This is a genomic window from Rhodococcus sp. LB1, assembly GCF_001583455.1.
GTDB lineage: Bacteria > Actinomycetota > Actinomycetes > Mycobacteriales > Mycobacteriaceae > Rhodococcus_F > Rhodococcus_F opacus.
Map to the genome: position 1 here is coordinate 1 of NZ_LTCZ01000229.1, position 15,601 is coordinate 15,601.

Consider the following 15,601-nt stretch of genomic DNA (forward strand, 5'->3'; position numbering starts at 1 on the left):
GTCGGCGGCACCTACAAACGATTTTTGAGTAGTGAGGGGTTTGAATAGTGACAATCACCGATGTGGATTTGACGGCTATGTGTTTGATTGGTGGTCGGTGGGTGCCGGGGTCGGGAGCGGATGCCATCGAGGTGTTCAATCCTGCGACGGGGCAGGTGATTACGGAGTTGGTGCCGGCGACGATCGAGGATGCGGAGGCGGCCGTGGTGGCTGCGTCTCGTGCCTTCGCCGACTGGGGTTCGCGGCCGTTGTCGGAGCGGGTGCGGTTTTTGTATCGGATGAAGGTGATCCTCGAGGACAATGTCGAGTCGTTGGCGCGCACGATCACGATCGATCAGGGTAAGACGTTGGATGAGGCGCGCGGTGAGGTGGGGCGGGCCGTCGATTTCTTGGAGACGGCGATTGCGGCTCCGATGCTGTATCACAGCGACGCCGTGAACGTCACCACTGGTTTGGATGCGCGGCGGGTGCGGGAGCCGTTGGGGGTGTGTGTGGCGGTGACGCCGTCGAACTTCCCGGTGATGAACACGGTGCAGTTCTCGGCGTGGGCTCTGGTCACCGGTAATGCGTTGATCATCAAGGCGTCCGAGCAGGATCCGCTCGCGTCCACCGCGGCGATTCGGTTGCTGCAGCAGGCGGGTCTGCCGGATGGGGTGCTGAACTTGGTGCACGGCCGGGCGGATGTGGTCAAGCACCTGATCGCCCACCCGTCGGTGGTGGCGGTTTCGTGCATCACGTCGTCGCCGACGGCGCGGGCGATCTACGGGGCGGCGGCAGCGGCCGGGAAGCGGGTGCAGGCCAATGGTGGTGCGAAGAATCCGATCGTGGTGGCCCCGGATGCGGATCTCGATAGGGCGGCGGCCGGGATCGTGTCCTCGTCCTATGGGATGGCGGGTCAGCGGTGCCTGGCGGGGAGTCGGGTCGTGGTGGTCGGTGACGTCTACGGCGATTTGATGGACCGTGTGGTGGCGTTGGCCGATCAGTTGGTGGTCGGTGACGGTATGGCCGAGGGTGTGACGATGGGCCCGGTCGTCAGCGCCGAGAGCAAGGAGCGGATCCTGGCGGCGCTGGGGGAGGCGGAGGATCTGGGTGCGACGTTCGTCCTCGATGGTCGGAACGTGAAGCCGGTGGGTGGGGCGGGGTCGGAGAACGGCTATTTCATCGGGCCGACGATCGTTGCCGATTTGGATCCGCGGCACGGGGTGGAGGGTCGGGAGTTGTTCGGTCCGGTGATCAATGTGCATCGGGTGGACACGCTCGCGGAGGCGATCGCGTTGTCGAATGACACCGAGTTCGGTAACGCTGCAGCGGTGTTCACCAGCTCTGGTGCGGTGGCGGTGGAGTTTGAGCGGGGTATTCGGGCCGGCAATGTCGGGATCAATGCGTTTCCGGCGCCGCCGGCGAATGTGACGATGGGCGGGTACGGTGCCTCGTTCTACGGTGACCTGCATGTGTGTGGTGCTGCGCCGTTGGATTTCTTCACCGATCAGAAACTGGTCGTCACCCGATGGTGAGCACCATGCGGCGAACCAGTGGGAACGCGACATGAACTCCGCGGTCGTCATCGAAACAGATCTCTAAACTCGACGACGAAACCCACTCGAAAAATCGCTCTATACAAGATCAAACGAAGTTGCGCGGCAGTCTTTGCGCTTGAGGTCACCGCGCATCCAGTGGGGGAACAGACTCAGAAACGTCTCACACACCGTGAGAAATTTGACGGCGGCACGCCATACAGGGGCTGGCCTGATTCGTATAGATGAATTGCCTTTGGCAAGGAATCTCTTATGGAATCAAGAGGCAACCGCGTCTTACCACTCCACTCTCAGGTAGAAGGATGCCAATGTACCTTGATCAAGTTTCTATGGCGGCACAGCTTCCGACGGTGGTCTACATTATCGGGCTGATCGCCATCTTGCTGGCCATAGCCGGGATACTTCTATTCGACGCCGGCCTTAGTCGCGCAGGAAACGTAATGCACACGTTGACGCAAAAGCTTGTCGCCGCATTCGTTGCTGCGGCGGGTATGTCACTGATCGGATTCGCCATCTGGGTCACGCAGTTCAACCAGGCTTTCGGTGTTGCAAATCCGCTCGGCCAGGCGATCAAGTCGTGGTGGCTCGGAGGAACGGGCATCAACACCCTACCCCAGGATCTCGATCCAGCGGTCGTGCCGAATGCTGACTCCTTCCAGGCCTTTTACGCGCTCTTCATTCTCTTCGCCGCCTTCTTCGCGGCGCTGTTGGCCGGGTCTGTGATCGAGCGGGTCAAAACAAGTTCCTTGGCGTTGATCGCATTACTCTTCGGGGCTGTAGTCATCCCGGTCGCTGGGTACCTGGTCTACGGCTCTGTCGGGCCGCTGTCCAACGCCGGTACCCACGACTTCGGCGGTGCATTCTTCTATATCTTGCTTGGGTGTTGGGCGCTCGTATTGGTGTGGCGAGCCAGGCCAAGGGTGGGTGTTTTCGACGGCACCGCGACCGAGCCTGCGATCCCGCACAACATGTTGTATGTAGTGGTCGGAATGGTCCTCTTCCTTGCCGGAATCTGCGGCTATGCGCTTACCAACGGGTACCTGGTACCCGGATCCGGATACTTCGGGATCACCCTCAACGAGAGCGGCATGGGGCTGATTGTCACGAATCTCATGATGGCCTTCGCGGCCTCGGCGATCGGCGGCCTGCTGGTCTGGAAGATAGGGAAACACCCGTACTTCTTCTTGGTGTCACCGGTGGCCGGCTGGATCTCGGTGTCGGGGCTGATCGACGTCGTCAAGCCCTGGCAGGCAGGTCTGACCGCCGTGTTTGCGCCGTTTATCCTGCTCGGTGGTTACAAGCTGATGATCAGGCTCAGGCTGGACGACCTCAAAGTTGTACCACTTACGCTGGGCCCGGGAATCTACAGCGCTTTGATGGCCGCGGTGTTGGCAGGTGGCGTCAAGCAGGGTGGCTACTTTGGAATTACCCAGGGTGAGTACGCCTTCCAGCACGCCTCGATCAACATCGGACATCAATTGTACGGAGTTATCGTTTTCCTGGCGCTCGGTCTCGCGTCGGCTCTTCTCGTGGTCTTCGTGGTCGAGAAGACCATCGGGCTGCGTGACGGGCGAGTCGATGAAGGCCTGGAGGCGAAACTGGATCGCGCAGTCATTGGCGAGGTTGCATATCCTGACCGGACACCTGCAGGGCTACAACAAGCGGACGTATCCGACAAACCGGCTGCCGAGGTCAGCTTAGTGCCTTGACGGCACGCTAGAACTATTCATTCGCCTGAGCAGAATGAACGCGTCACCTGGATGCGGGTTGGGATCGCCAACAGAGCGCCGACACGACGCGTTCATCGCTGCTGCGGTACTGTTCAGCGCGCCTGATGGAAGTCGATCAGCGAGCCTTCGGCAGGTCACGGATTGTCCCGGGGAAGGTGTTTACTGAGCCGCCGGCCGGTGAGCACTGTTCGCGCCCGGAGTGAGCGTCGATTCCTAGGGTTAGATCGTGCCCGGGCCGGTCGGTGAGGTCGCGTGTAGCGCTGACGGGGTGTCGTGCCGTGTGAGCATTGATCCATTGGTTGCCGTCGGGTGACTCTGGGCTCGAACAGGTTTCACCATTCTAAGAGAACCGCAGGAGGTGATCGATGATCTTCGTCGGAGACGACTGGGCGAAGACCATCTCGACGTGCACCTGATGGATGACGTCGACCGGCGGCTGTCGTCGCGTCGGCTGCCGGACGGGCTGGCCGGCATCCGTGAACTGCACGAACTGGTAGCCGCCCACGCCGAAGAGACAGGGCAGGTCGTGGTCGGCATCGAAACCGACCGCGGCCTGTGGGTGCAGGCGCTGACGGCGGCCGGATACCAGGTGTACGCGGTCAACCCACTCGCGGTCCCTCGTCGAGTGACTCGAGACGGTCTCTCGAAGAGTCACGCGATGGCCGCCTTCGTGGGCTACGACGCGCTGGTGAGACTTGGAGCCAGTTCGTGCACAATCCGCGTGATGCCGCGACGAGGAACGCTTCCGGTGCCAACCTCGTCGTCATGGGCGCGGCCTCGAGGGCGGAGACCGAACCTTCACCACTACAACACGCTCACGCGTTCTCGGTTACGAACCATGCCGCGATCTGGGCGCGGGAGTTGAATCCGAGTTTGGTGAGGAGGTGTTCCACATGACCCTGTGCGGTCCGCGGCGATATGGTCAGTCTGGTCGCGATCTGACGATTGGTTAGCCCTTCGGCGACGAGCGCAGCGACTTCGCGTTCACGGGTGGTCAACCGGACAGACGGCTGGCCGGATTGTGACGAGTGCGGTCGTTGCGAGGACACCACAGCCTCCCCCTCGAGCGCGTAGGTGATTGCGCCATCCGTGTCGAACTGGCAGCCCTTGCTACGAGCTGCGCTGAAGGTGCTGGTGCCGAGTTCGCGAGAGGCGTCGGTCACACATCGGTCGTGTTGCTCGTTGAGGGCGGTGAACAGCAGTGGGCTACTCCCGACGGAATGCGCGAAGTTCGCCGCGGCGCCCAGAAGTGTGGCGGATCGTTGAAACTGTCGCTCCTCGCCCGCTGTCCACGCGAGCGCCTCGAGGCACACCGCCGCGGCCAAGCGGTCGTCCACACGTCGAATCAGTACCAACGCTTCTTTCAGAAGCCTGCTCGCCCGTTCCAACTCGCCTCGGCGAATAATGGCCACGCCCATCGCCCACAGGGTGTACGACCGGTACATGGTCTCGTCGTGAGCTGCCGTAACGGAAAGAGCATCGTTGAAACACGCGATCGCCTGATTGGACTCTCCGAGCAGATCGTAACCCACGCCTAGCATCACGAGGATCCAAACATGTTGTGTAAGATCATGATCGGTGGACAATGCGGCGCGCGCCTTTTCGAGTTCGGCGCACGCAGGAGTGAGGTCGCCCTTGTAGACTCCGACCACGCCTTCGGCGCGGGAGAGAAAAATGTGGACAACGGGGTTTGTCGTTTCCTCGGCCAGCGAGCGTGCCTCCTCCATTATGGTCGACGCAGTGTCGAAGTCTCGTTGTACCGCAGCGAGCGAGCTCGCAGCGTAGAGCGCTTTGATCCTGGTGGCGGGATACTGCCCCGCCTCGCACGCCAGTAGACGGTCGAGCCAGTATCTGCCCTCGTTGAACAGGCTGTGGGAGAACCAGAACGCGAATAGAGAAGAGGCGATATCGAGACCCTTTTCGGGGGCGTCGCCCACGGAAAACTCCATTGCCTCACGTAGGTTCGACTGCTCACGGGTCAGTTGCGTGATCCACTCGAGTTGGCGGGGGCTGATCCAATCGGCTGCCGCGCCAGCGGACAGCTGCCGACACCATTCTCGATGCTCACGGCGCAGTTGCTGAAGTTCGCCCGACGCCTGCGCCTTCTCTTTGCCGTAGACGCGCAGGATCTCGAGCATCCGGAATCGCACATCCCGGCCGACCTCTTCCCGCATCAGGATCGACTTGTCCACCAGAGAGGTCAGCGTGTCCAGGAACTCGTCGGACGAGATGTCGCGGCTGCAGATAGTCTCTGCCGCGGTGAGTTCGAAGTGACCCGCGAACACCGACAACCGGGACCACACGAGTCGTTCCTGCGGTGAGCACAGCTCGTAGCTCCAGTCGATACACAATCGCATCGTTCTCTGTCTAGGCGGTCCGACCCAGTGCCCGCGGGACAACACTTCGTAGCGGTCCCTCAGCCGATCCCGAATCTGCTCGGGGGACATCGCCCGCAATCGTGCGGCCGCCAACTCGATCGGCAGGGGCAGACCGTCCAGTTGCCGGCAGATCTGCGCGACCGTGCTCGTGTTGTCTTCGGTCAGAGCGAAGGTGGGAACGGCAGCAGCGGCCCGGTCGGCGAACAGCCGTACGGCGTCGAACTGGGGAAGGCCTTCCGGTGTCGTCGGGCGGCTGTCGGTGGGGACGCTGAGTGGTGGAACGCGAAGAACGGCTTCCCCGCTGATTCCCAGTGGCTCGCGGCTGGTGGTGAGGATGTAGAGGTTGGGACAGAAGTGCAGAAGTTGGTCGACGACTTCTGCCGTCTTCTCCAGCACTTGCTCACAATTATCGAGCACCAAAAGCAACTTCTGCGAGCCTAGAAACTCTTGCAGAATCTCGATGAGCGGTCGCGCCGTCTGATTGCGTAGCCCGAGTTCGGATGCGACGACGACCACGACGAGCGAGTCGTCCTCGACGGCGCCGAGCTTGACTATCCGCACACCGTCAGTGAACGCTGCCTGTACCTTCGCCGCCACACGCAGCGCCAGCCGAGTCTTGCCGACCCCACCGATACCGGTGAGGGTGACAAGGCGCGACACCCCGAGCAGTCCTCGTGCCTGAGCGAGCTCGTGACGACGACCGACGAAGCTGGTCAACTCCAGAGGAAGATCACCCTGCGCGGACTTGCCGACACCGGGCATGGAGTGCGATCGATGCTCTCTCGACCCGGCGGACCCACCTCCCGGATCGACGCGGACCGCCATCACATCCATCGGAAATCCGTAGCGTGCCTGGATGCCCCGAAGTTCGTCACCGAACACAGCAGCAGTGGGCTGGCGCTGGTGTGGCTCGGCAGCCATTGCACGTTCGATAACGGTGCTGACGTCATCGGGGATTCCGGCGATCCGTGGGTCTGGGACCGGATCGGTCGTGACCCGCAGAAACTGCGCGATCATGTTCTCTCCGCTGCGACGTTCGAATGCGGCATGACCAGTGAGGGCGCAGAATACGGTGGCGCCGAGACCGTAGATGTCGGACGCCGCGCTCGGCTCGTCCCCCCGCAACACTTCAGGTGCGGTGAAGGCGGGCGATCCGGTGATTACACGCTTGGTGGTGGTGAATCCGCCAGGTATATGTGCAATTCCGAAATCAGTTAAGGCGGGCTCGGCATAGTCGGTGAGCAGGATGTTCGCAGGTTTGACGTCACGGTGAATGATCCCGAGGCGGTGGGCGTTCTCCAATGCTCCGGCGATACGTATCCCGATCCGGAGAGCCTCGTCCAGTGGAAGTGAACCCTGACGGCCAATCCATGCTTGCAGTGAGCCCTGGGCATGGAATTGCATCACCAGGTACGGCCGCCCACTTCCCGTGGTGCCCACCTGCAGCACGTTCACGATGTTGGGATTGCCGGTGAGTCTCCCCATCGCCCGCTGCTCCCGGAAAAACCGCGCGCGGTTCTCGTCGTCCAGTTCCGAGGTCATCACCTTCACGGCAATCGTGCGATCGAGGGAACGCTGCCGGCACCGGAACACGACACCGAACCCGCCGCGGCCGATCTCTCGGGGGTCGTCGAATCCGGCGTCTCGGAGCTCCGTAGCGACGACGTGCACTTCGTCGCGTTGGGTCGATAACGGATCGTTCTCAGCCGGCGGCATGGCTCACTCCGTCGGCATATCCATCACGTAACACCGGAACGTACCTGCCACCTCAATCACCTCTGTAGAGTCCTCCAAGGATATCGCGCGGCGAAGATGCGATCTGCCTCGGCGCGGATCGTCGCAGAGTCGGTCAGGCCGACCCGGACCAAGCCGAGTTCGGTCTTGTGGATCACACCGGGCACACTGCCCTTCAATGCCACGGGGCCGATACGCCTTGCGTGTGGTCGACCGTGCTCTGGGGTCGCGGGCTAGCGGGGTTGGTCCTGATCGTCCGGTATCGCGGCGATTCCGGACGATCAGGAGGTCCACTACTTGACTGGCCAGGTCGTGGACGTCCTCTTCGGTCTGTCCCTCGATCTTTCGGTACCAGACGTCGACGGCGTTGAGGTTGCTCAGCAGGGTTCGGGTGGCGAGTGCATCGTTGACGTTGCGTAGGGAGCCGTCCGCTATTCCCTCGGTGATGACGTGGTGGAACATGCGTTCGTAGTCACGTCTGAGTTCGTTGAGGGCGGCCAGCGCGTCACGCTGTCGGACCCTCAGCGCAGTTGATGCCTGATCGCGCACTCCTTGGTGGACCACGTGGTGGTATCCGAGATCGGTCATCAGGTTCTCCACGTGAGCGATCGACATCGCCACGAGTCGCTGGCGTCCGGTCCCGGGTGCGCCCACGTACGGTTCGACCCGCTCCCGTACACGGCGCATTCCGTCCTCGTACACCGCGAGGAAGATGCCGCCTCGAACGTCCGCCTGTCCGTGGGCGCCGACGGACGTTCGCATCAGGGCTGTAGTTTGGTCCGTCCTGCACAGACCCGGGCTGGTGTCAGCTCCCTTCGGAGTGAGCCGCCAGGTTCTCCCGGAAGAACGGGGTAGCTTCCGCCACGGCGTGGTCGACGTACTTCGGCACGTCGTAGAAGTCCATGTGGGCGCCGCCCTCGACGACCACCAGCTTTTTGGGGCTGCGGACCCGGCCGTGCAGTTCGGTGGACATCCACAGTGAACCGGCCTCGCTGCCCGCCACGATGAGCAGCGGTGCGGTGAACAGGTCCTCGACGAGGTGGAACGCGTCGAACGTGAAGATCCGCGAGATGCTCTTGGCGAACAGCTGCTTGTTCTTCGCGTTCGGGTGCTGCGCCCGCGGCGTGAGGTAGTAGTCGTGCGCCTCGACCAGGTCGCGTGGGGTGTCTTCGTCCGGCTGCTCCGGGACGTACGGGATGTACGCCGGGTCCGCACCTTGGGCCTCGGCGGTCCGCTGCTGAGCGACTGCCTCCAGCGTGGGCACCGCGGCCGCGTCGGAGTCGGTTCCGTACCACCCTCGTCGGAACGAGGTGCCGATGTTCAGGGCACTGACGGTGGTGACGGCCTTGATCCGGTAGTCGGTCAGGGCCGCGTTTACGGCGTACCCGCCGCCGGCGCAGATCCCGAGGACGCCGATCCGCTCAGCGTCGACGTAGTCCAGGCTCTGCAGGAAGTCGACGGCGGCGCGGACGTCCTCCACCCGCGCGAACGGGTCCTCGAGGTGGTGCGGCTCGCCGCCGCTCTCGCCCTGGAACGAGGCGTCGTAGGCCAGGGCGACGAAGCCCTCCTCGGCCATCTTCGCGGCGTACAGGCCCGCGGTCTGCTCTTTCACGCCGCCGCCCGGGTGCACGGTGACGATGGCCGGGTAGCTGCCCTGCGGATCGAAGTCGACGGGGAGATGCAGGTTGCCGGCCATGGTGATCGGGCCGTTGGGGATGGTGATGCTGTCCATTGCTGGGTCCTTCTGGTAGTGGTGTGGTGCTCGTTCGGTCAGAGGTGCTTGTTGTAGAAAGGGACGAGGGCGTCGAGGGCCTGCCCGACCGGCTCGGGCTTGTCGTACAGGTCGTAGTGCGACCAGCCTTCGGCCACCACGAGCTGCTTCGTCTCGGAACGCGCGCGTCGGTAGATCTCGAGGCCGTCGCGGTAGGAGCCGAACGCGCCAGGCTTGTCGCCGACGACGACGCACAACGGCTGGGTGAGCAACACCTCGGCGTGGGTGAACGCGTCCCATCCATACCCCGCCGCCCTTCGGGACACGAGGCTTCGGGTCGCGCCGTTCGGCTTCTCGCCTCGACTGGTCTTGTAGTACTCGGTTGCCTCGACGACATCGAGGCCCATTCCGGCCGCGGCGTCCGCGGTGGGGGGTAGCAGGTTCTCCACGTTCGGCTCGGCGCCACGGACCTCGGCGGTGCGCTGCGCGGCGATCGCCTCCAATGTCGCGATAGGTTCGTAGCCGCTGAACGCCTCGTGCAGCAGGTGTCCGAAATTCACGCCCACGACACCGCCGACGACCTTGATCCGCCGTTCCGTCGTCGCCGCGCTGATGGCGTACCCACCACCGCCGCAGATACCGAGCACGCCGATCCGGTCGGCGTCCACGTACGGCAGCGTGACGAGGTGGTCGATGACGTAGCTGAAGTCATGGACCCGTTGCGTGGGGTCTTCGATGAACCGGGGCTCGCCGCCGCTGGCGCCCTGGAAGCTGGCGTCGAACGCGATCACCACGTAGCCGGCGTCGGCGAGGGCGGTGCCGTACACGTTTCCGGCGGTCTGCTCCTTGCAGCTGCCGATCGGATGCGCGCTGATCACGGCCGGGTACTGCTTCGACTCGTCGAAGTCCGGCGGGAAGTAGATGTCTGCAGCGATGTCCCAGTACGGCGTCTTCACGCTGACGGTCTCGATCGCGTTCGTGGTCATGCGCTCATTCCCTTCGTCGTCCGGCGGAGCCCACCGGCCGGTCTGAATCTCGATACTCGGTTCGGGGGTCCCGACCGCGGCTCACACCACTCTGCTGCGATCCGCACCCCCGAACCAGAGGCCGGTTATCGGGGGTACCCGCAGCCCCTCCCACGGGCTGCCGACCGTCCCTAAGCTGGTGATATGGAAATCGCCAAGGAGATCAAGGACTTCCTGACGACCCGCCGCGCACGCATCACGCCCGACCAGGTGGGCCTGCCCACGGGCGGTCGGCGCCGCGTCGCGGGGCTGCGCCGGGAGGAAGTCGCGATGCTCGCCGGAGTCAGCGCCGAGTACTACGTGCAGATCGAACGTGGCGGCGTCGGAGGGGTGTCGGACGAGGTGCTACACGCGATTGCCACCGCGCTGCGGCTCGACGACGAGGAGACCGAGCACCTGTTCACTCTCGCTCGCGCTACGACCACCAAACCGCGCCGCCGAAACACTTCCCGGGCGCGCGTGGAGGTCCCCGAGCCGGTCCAGGCGCTCGTCGACGCGATGCTCACCGCGCCCGCCGTGGTCCAGAACGGCCACCTCGACATCGTCGCGGTCAATGCCCTCGGCCGCGCCCTGTACGCCGACGTGTTCGACCGCTCGGACGGCGTGCCCAACCTCGCCCGCTTCATCTTCCTCGACCGCCGCGCCGACGAAACGTTCCCCGACTGGAACCACGCGGCCGACGACGCGGTCGCGATACTCCGGGCCGAGGCGGCGCGGTCCCCGTACTCGGGAGCGATCACCGGCCTCGTCGGCGAGTTGGCCACTCGCAGCGACGAGTTCCGCACGCGCTGGGCGGCGCACGACATCAAAGCACACCGGCGGGGCACCAAGCGCTTCCATCATCCCGTTGTCGGGGACCTGACTCTGCGTTTCGAGGCGCTCGAGGTTGCCAGTGCGGCTGGTCTCACCCTGTTCGGATTCACCGCCGAGCCTGGTTCTCCCTCCGAGGAGTCCCTCCGCCTGCTCTCCAGCTGGGCCGCCTCCGACAGGCCCGAACATCAGCATTCCTGAAGTCCGGGAAGGAGAGTCGGCTGCCGTCGACGTGGCCTCACCCCGGTGGGCTCACTATCGTTCGGCGGCGGGCTCGTCGTGGGGCTCTCGGTTCAAGTGGACGGCCAGCACGAGGAGAATGAGGACCAGCGCGACGACGACGGCGTAGGCCGGTAGCCAGAAGGCCGCGATGGCTGCCAGCCCGAGTACCGCGGCGCCGACCGCCCGCGGGATCCAGCCGGTGCCGGTGGTGATGCGAAAGTAGAAAGCGTGTGCGAGCAGGTAGATCGCCGGACCTGCGAGCATCAGCACACCGCCCACCCCCGCTCGCGCGGCGCCGGTATGCGCGAGCACCGTTTCACTTCCCGCGGCGAACATGACGAGGCCGGTGACGACGCCGTAGATCACGTTGATCCCGATGTGCACGGATCGGATCGGATTCTCGGTGGCTGCGATATGGCTTTCCACGAGTTGTTCGGCCCGCCCGAAGTAGACCGCCCACAGGCAGACGAGGGCGACGAAGCAACCTGCGGCGAGCACGAGCGTGAGGGCATCGGAATGATGTGCGGCAATCACGCGGCCCAGGGTCAGCACCGTTTCGCCCAGAAGGATGATGAGGAACAGCCGCATGCGCTCCAGCATGTGTTCGGCGTCGAACGGAAGTTGCCGCGTTCGTGTCGCCCCGCCCGGCACAGGGTGCGCGGTCCACGTTCCGACGAGGTCGATGAGCGCCGCCACGGCCCAGCACCACATACGCCACTGCGTGTCCAGTGCGGCACCGGCCACCCAGAAGGGTGCGGAGACCGCGAACCAGATCAACACGTGGAGGAAATGCCGGCGAAGAAGGGGAGTGGGGGCGGTGGCCGCCGCATAGATTGCGGGGCCGTTCAGCGCCAACAGCATCGGGACGACGAACAGCCACGGACTGTCGTCGAAAGCGTGCCCGATGCCTGCGTTCATGAACAACCCCAGGCCCATCACCGTGATCGTCACGACCCTCGTACCGGTGCGCTCGATGTCGAGCAGTGTGACCTCGAAGGTGGTGAAGACCCAGACACCGCACACTGCAACGAGCGCCACCAGGGTCTCGGCGGCACCGCCCCAGGTCAGATGATCGACGAGATGATGGGTGAGCTGACCGATCGCCAGCACGAACACCAGGTCGAAGAAGAGTTCGAGTGGCGAAACCTCGCGATGGGCGCTGCGCGCTTCCCGGACCATCATGGATGCCTCCTCGGCGCAGAATCCTATCCGGCGGGGTCGAGCCGGACGGTCGTTTCGGCGGCGGTGGGGGGCCAACGCTGTCGGCCCCTATACCGAGACACGAGTCCCCCGTGATGCAAGCGGGTACCGCCATGACCATGCGCGTGGCCTTGAACATGCTGAATCGTTCTTGCGATTACCGAAGCGCAGCAAGCACAGTGGTCATGGTGACCGCGACGAGGAGCAGCATGTAACCGACCGCGTGCACGCGGTCGGGCAGACGGGGTGGACGCCGCCTCAGCGTGACGATCACCGGAAGTGCGCCGAGGAGCAGCGCCAGGGCCGCGGCCAGATCGACGGATCCGACCAGGGCGGCCCCGGCAGGCGATCCGGGACCGCGGCTGACGAGAAAGATCAGGGCCGCGGGCAGGCTGATGGCGAGGGTCAGCGGGTTTGCAAGGGCGGTGGCGACACCCATCCCCAGTCCGGACCGGCGCAGGAGAGGCACCGTCATGACACTGCCGCCGACGCCGAGAAATGCTGCGCTCGCGCCGATCGGTAGCCCGAGCGAGGTCGGTATGGCGAACCGTTGCCGAGAGTCGATCGTGTGCCGCGCCGTCGGACGGAAGAAGCCCGGTCGCATCAGGACATCAACGATCGTCCCGACGAGATAAATGACGAACCCCCACTGGATGATTGCGCCGGGAACGAGCCGGGCAAGCAACGCGCCTACCACGCCTCCGAGGCCGAGAAGTGCAAGCAGGCAACGAGAGTCACGCAAGTGACGCAGCACCGTGCGGGAGGTTGCAGACGTGGCGACGGCGGCATTCACCACCATTACCGCCGCGGATGTTGCGACTGCGACCCGAGCGGCCGAGTCGCCGAGCCCTGCTTCCGCCCACAGGACGACCGGGACGGTCACGAACCCGCCGCCGAAACCGAACAGGACGGTGGTCAACCCGGTCACGAGGCCGACGAGAACGAGAACGAACATATCCATTCGGTCCAGTTCACCGTATCGGTGTAGCGGCGACAATCGAATGTTAGTCGATTTCTTTCGAGAGTCAGCCGGTAGGTTGGGTGTCGTGAGAAATGTCCCCCTCAGCGACGTCGACGGTGTCGAGCGGGACGTGCTCCCGATCGCGACCGACTATCCGGCCGGCTTCGTGCTGGACTGGCACGAACACCGTCGTGCGCAGTTCCTCTACGGAGCTACAGGAACAATGGTCGTCGAGACCGACAACGGCACCTGGACGGTCCCCACCGCTCAGGGCGTCATGATTCCGCCGGCCACACGGCATCGGGTACGGATGCTCGGTGTGAGTACGAGCAGTCTCTACATCGAACCTGCTGCGGTGCCATGGTGGCCCATGGTGTGCGTCGTGGTCGAGGTGTCATCGCTGCTCCGCGAACTGCTCCTCGCCGCCGCCGATCTATCCGCCGAGTACGACCGCGCCGGCAGGGAGGGTGCCATCGCGGCACTGCTGCTGTTCGAGCTGGCAACGCTCAGGTCGCTTCCCCTGCACCTGACGCTGCCGATGTCGGCCGACCTGGTCGCGCTGTGCCGGTCCTATCTCGGCAAGCCGGAGGTCGGCGTGACGAACGCCGAGTGGGCGGGCCGAGTGGCGATGAGCGAACGCGCCTTCACCCGGCGATTCCTACGCGAGGTCGGGGTCAGTCCGGCGGCTTGGCGCCTGCGGGCTCGGTTGCTGGCAGCCATCCCGATGCTGCGCTCGCAGCCGGTGACTCGGGTCGCCTCGACTCTCGGTTACGCATCTCCCGCAGCGTTCTCCTTCGCCTTCAGCCGCGAGTTCGGAATGGCGCCGTCCGCTGCAGGCCGCCGCGAGGACACGAACCGGTGAGTTGCCGGGCACGTCGGGTCGAGGTCGTCACGGTTCAGCCGATCCCGGCGGGTTCGGAACGTCGGACAGCGTGCCCACCGAACTGGCTACGCAGCGCAGAAACTGCTTTCATGGCGGGCGAATCGTGTTGTCGGGACGCGAACCGCGCGAACAGTGCGGCGGAGATCACCGGCGCCGGAACCGCGTGTGCGATAGCTTGTTCGACGGTCCAGCGGCCTTCGCCGGAATCCTCGGTGTAGCCGGAGATCGCGGCCAGGTCGGGATCCTCGGACAGGGCCTGCGCCAGGAGGTCGAGAAGCCAGGACCGCACGACGGTGCCCTTCGACCAGGCACGCAGGACTGCGGGCACGTCCGCGATCGAGTCCTCGGCGGCGAGCAGCTCGTAGCCCTCGGCGTAGGCCTGCATCAGCCCGTATTCGACGCCGTTGTGCACCATCTTCGCGTAGTGTCCGGCGCCGACCGGGCCGGCGTGGACGAACGAGTCCTCCCGCTCCCCGTCCGGTCGCAGTGCGTCGAAGACCGGCATCAACCGGTCGATGTCGGCGGCGTCGCCGCCGGCCATCAGCGCGTACCCGTTCCGTCGCCCCCACACTCCACCGGAGACGCCGCAGTCGAGGTAGCGGATGCCGTGTTCGGCGAGGATGTCCGCGTTGATCGTGTCGTCGGTGAATCGGGAGTTGCCGCCGTCGACGACGAGGTCACCGGGTGCAAGCAGGAGGGAAAGCTGCCCGATCACCTGACGGGTCGGGGTGCCGGCGGGCACCATCACCCACATCGCCCGCGGCGTCGGAAGCGACTCGACCAACGCTTCGAGGCTGTCCACATCGCTGTCGGCGGCGTTCGGGTCGTATCCGACCGCGTCGAGTCCGCGTTCACGCAACCGCTCACGCATGTTCAGTCCCATTTTGCCCAGACCGACCAGTCCCAGTTTCATCGTCACCGTTCCACTTTCGATGTGCAGTGTCTTGCCATAGGTCTATGTCTACGGGGGATTCGGGGCCGCCTCACCTGACCGGTCGGACAGCCGTCACTGGCCGCTCGGCCAAGTGCGTTACGTTGCCGGGCCTTCGACACTGGTATTCGACGCATTGTCCGAATGCGCGTGTGGTGGAGCGAAAGACGGAGTGCAACAGAAGTGACCGTGTCTGAAGTGCAGGAGAGGGACCCGCTGGCAGCGGGCTCGGACGGCCGGCTCGGTGAGGCGTTGATCGGCGATGCCGGTCAGGTCACCGACCCGGCATCGATGGTGATCTTCGGAATCACCGGTGATCTCGCCCGCAAGAAGTTGGTCCCGGCCATCTACGACCTCGCGCACGGTGGCCAGCTGCCACCGGACTTCGATCTCGTCGGCTTCGCTCGCGACAGCACACACGCCGAAACCCGGCTTCGCGAGGCAGTGATCGCGCACGCGCGCACACCATTCGACCCGGTGG

General features: G+C 64.5%; 11 protein-coding genes and 2 pseudogenes. 6 read left to right on the plus strand and 7 right to left on the minus strand.

The annotated features are described in order from the left end of the window. Positions 1 to 101 precede the first annotated feature (101 nt). From AZG88_RS26995 to AZG88_RS52015, 3 genes and pseudogenes are all read left to right on the plus strand, one after another. Entirely contained in the window at positions 102 to 1,514 is a 1,413-nt protein-coding gene (locus AZG88_RS26995; RefSeq protein WP_231914214.1) for an aldehyde dehydrogenase family protein, read from the plus strand. A gap of 329 nt (positions 1,515 to 1,843) precedes the next feature. Further along, positions 1,844 to 3,244, plus strand: coding sequence for an ammonium transporter (locus tag AZG88_RS27000; protein ID WP_061699676.1), 1,401 nt, complete (start codon positions 1,844 to 1,846; stop codon positions 3,242 to 3,244). A gap of 386 nt (positions 3,245 to 3,630) precedes the next feature. After that, positions 3,631 to 3,911, plus strand: a pseudogene (locus AZG88_RS52015) (IS110 family transposase); the annotation flags it as partial. A gap of 169 nt (positions 3,912 to 4,080) precedes the next feature. Here AZG88_RS52015 and AZG88_RS27010 read toward each other — a convergent pair. The 4 genes from AZG88_RS27010 to AZG88_RS27025 are packed head-to-tail and all read right to left on the minus strand — an operon-like array spanning position 4,081 to position 10,074. Continuing rightward, positions 4,081 to 7,359 carry a protein kinase domain-containing protein gene (locus AZG88_RS27010; RefSeq protein ID WP_061699678.1) on the minus strand — a complete coding sequence of 1,093 codons (3,279 nt, stop codon included), beginning with the start codon at positions 7,357 to 7,359 and terminating at the stop codon, positions 4,081 to 4,083. 3 nt (positions 7,360 to 7,362) lie between these two features. Next, the gene (locus AZG88_RS54225; protein WP_231914215.1) at positions 7,363 to 8,139 is read right to left on the minus strand and encodes a hypothetical protein; all 777 of its coding nucleotides are present in this window, start codon (positions 8,137 to 8,139) and stop codon (positions 7,363 to 7,365) included. 43 nt (positions 8,140 to 8,182) lie between these two features. Further along, complete coding sequence (locus AZG88_RS27020) at positions 8,183 to 9,109, minus strand: alpha/beta hydrolase (RefSeq protein WP_061699679.1); 927 nt, start codon at positions 9,107 to 9,109, stop codon at positions 8,183 to 8,185. A gap of 38 nt (positions 9,110 to 9,147) precedes the next feature. After that, positions 9,148 to 10,074: an alpha/beta hydrolase gene (locus tag AZG88_RS27025; RefSeq protein WP_156517633.1), complete on the minus strand. Its 927-nt coding sequence runs from the start codon at positions 10,072 to 10,074 to the stop codon at positions 9,148 to 9,150. A 183-nt stretch (positions 10,075 to 10,257) separates the two neighbouring features. Here AZG88_RS27025 and AZG88_RS27030 point away from each other — a divergent pair, with 183 nt between their 5' ends. Next, on the plus strand, positions 10,258 to 11,124 hold the full coding sequence (locus tag AZG88_RS27030) for a helix-turn-helix domain-containing protein (protein ID WP_061045836.1): 867 nt from the start codon (positions 10,258 to 10,260) through the stop codon (positions 11,122 to 11,124). Between the two features lie 54 nt (positions 11,125 to 11,178). On the opposite strand, the gene AZG88_RS27035 is transcribed toward AZG88_RS27030, so the two are convergent. Both AZG88_RS27035 and AZG88_RS27040 read right to left on the minus strand, forming a co-directional pair. Further along, positions 11,179 to 12,327 (minus strand): low temperature requirement protein A, encoded by a 1,149-nt coding sequence (locus AZG88_RS27035; protein ID WP_005242444.1) that lies wholly within the window; start codon positions 12,325 to 12,327, stop codon positions 11,179 to 11,181. 175 nt (positions 12,328 to 12,502) lie between these two features. Next, a complete protein-coding gene (locus AZG88_RS27040) occupies positions 12,503 to 13,300 on the minus strand; it encodes a TSUP family transporter (RefSeq protein WP_061045835.1) in 798 nt (265 codons plus the stop codon). Positions 13,301 to 13,391: 91 nt separating this feature from the next. Between AZG88_RS27040 and AZG88_RS27045 the strand changes: the two genes are divergently transcribed. Further along, entirely contained in the window at positions 13,392 to 14,168 is a 777-nt protein-coding gene (locus tag AZG88_RS27045) for an AraC family transcriptional regulator (RefSeq protein ID WP_005242441.1), read from the plus strand. Positions 14,169 to 14,202: 34 nt separating this feature from the next. Here AZG88_RS27045 and gnd read toward each other — a convergent pair whose 3' ends face one another. Next, the gene (gnd, locus tag AZG88_RS27050; protein ID WP_061699681.1) at positions 14,203 to 15,102 is read right to left on the minus strand and encodes a phosphogluconate dehydrogenase (NAD(+)-dependent, decarboxylating); all 900 of its coding nucleotides are present in this window, start codon (positions 15,100 to 15,102) and stop codon (positions 14,203 to 14,205) included. A gap of 162 nt (positions 15,103 to 15,264) precedes the next feature. Between gnd and AZG88_RS27055 the strand changes: the two are divergent. Beyond that, a pseudogene (locus AZG88_RS27055) lies at positions 15,265 to 15,601 on the plus strand (glucose-6-phosphate dehydrogenase); the annotation flags it as partial.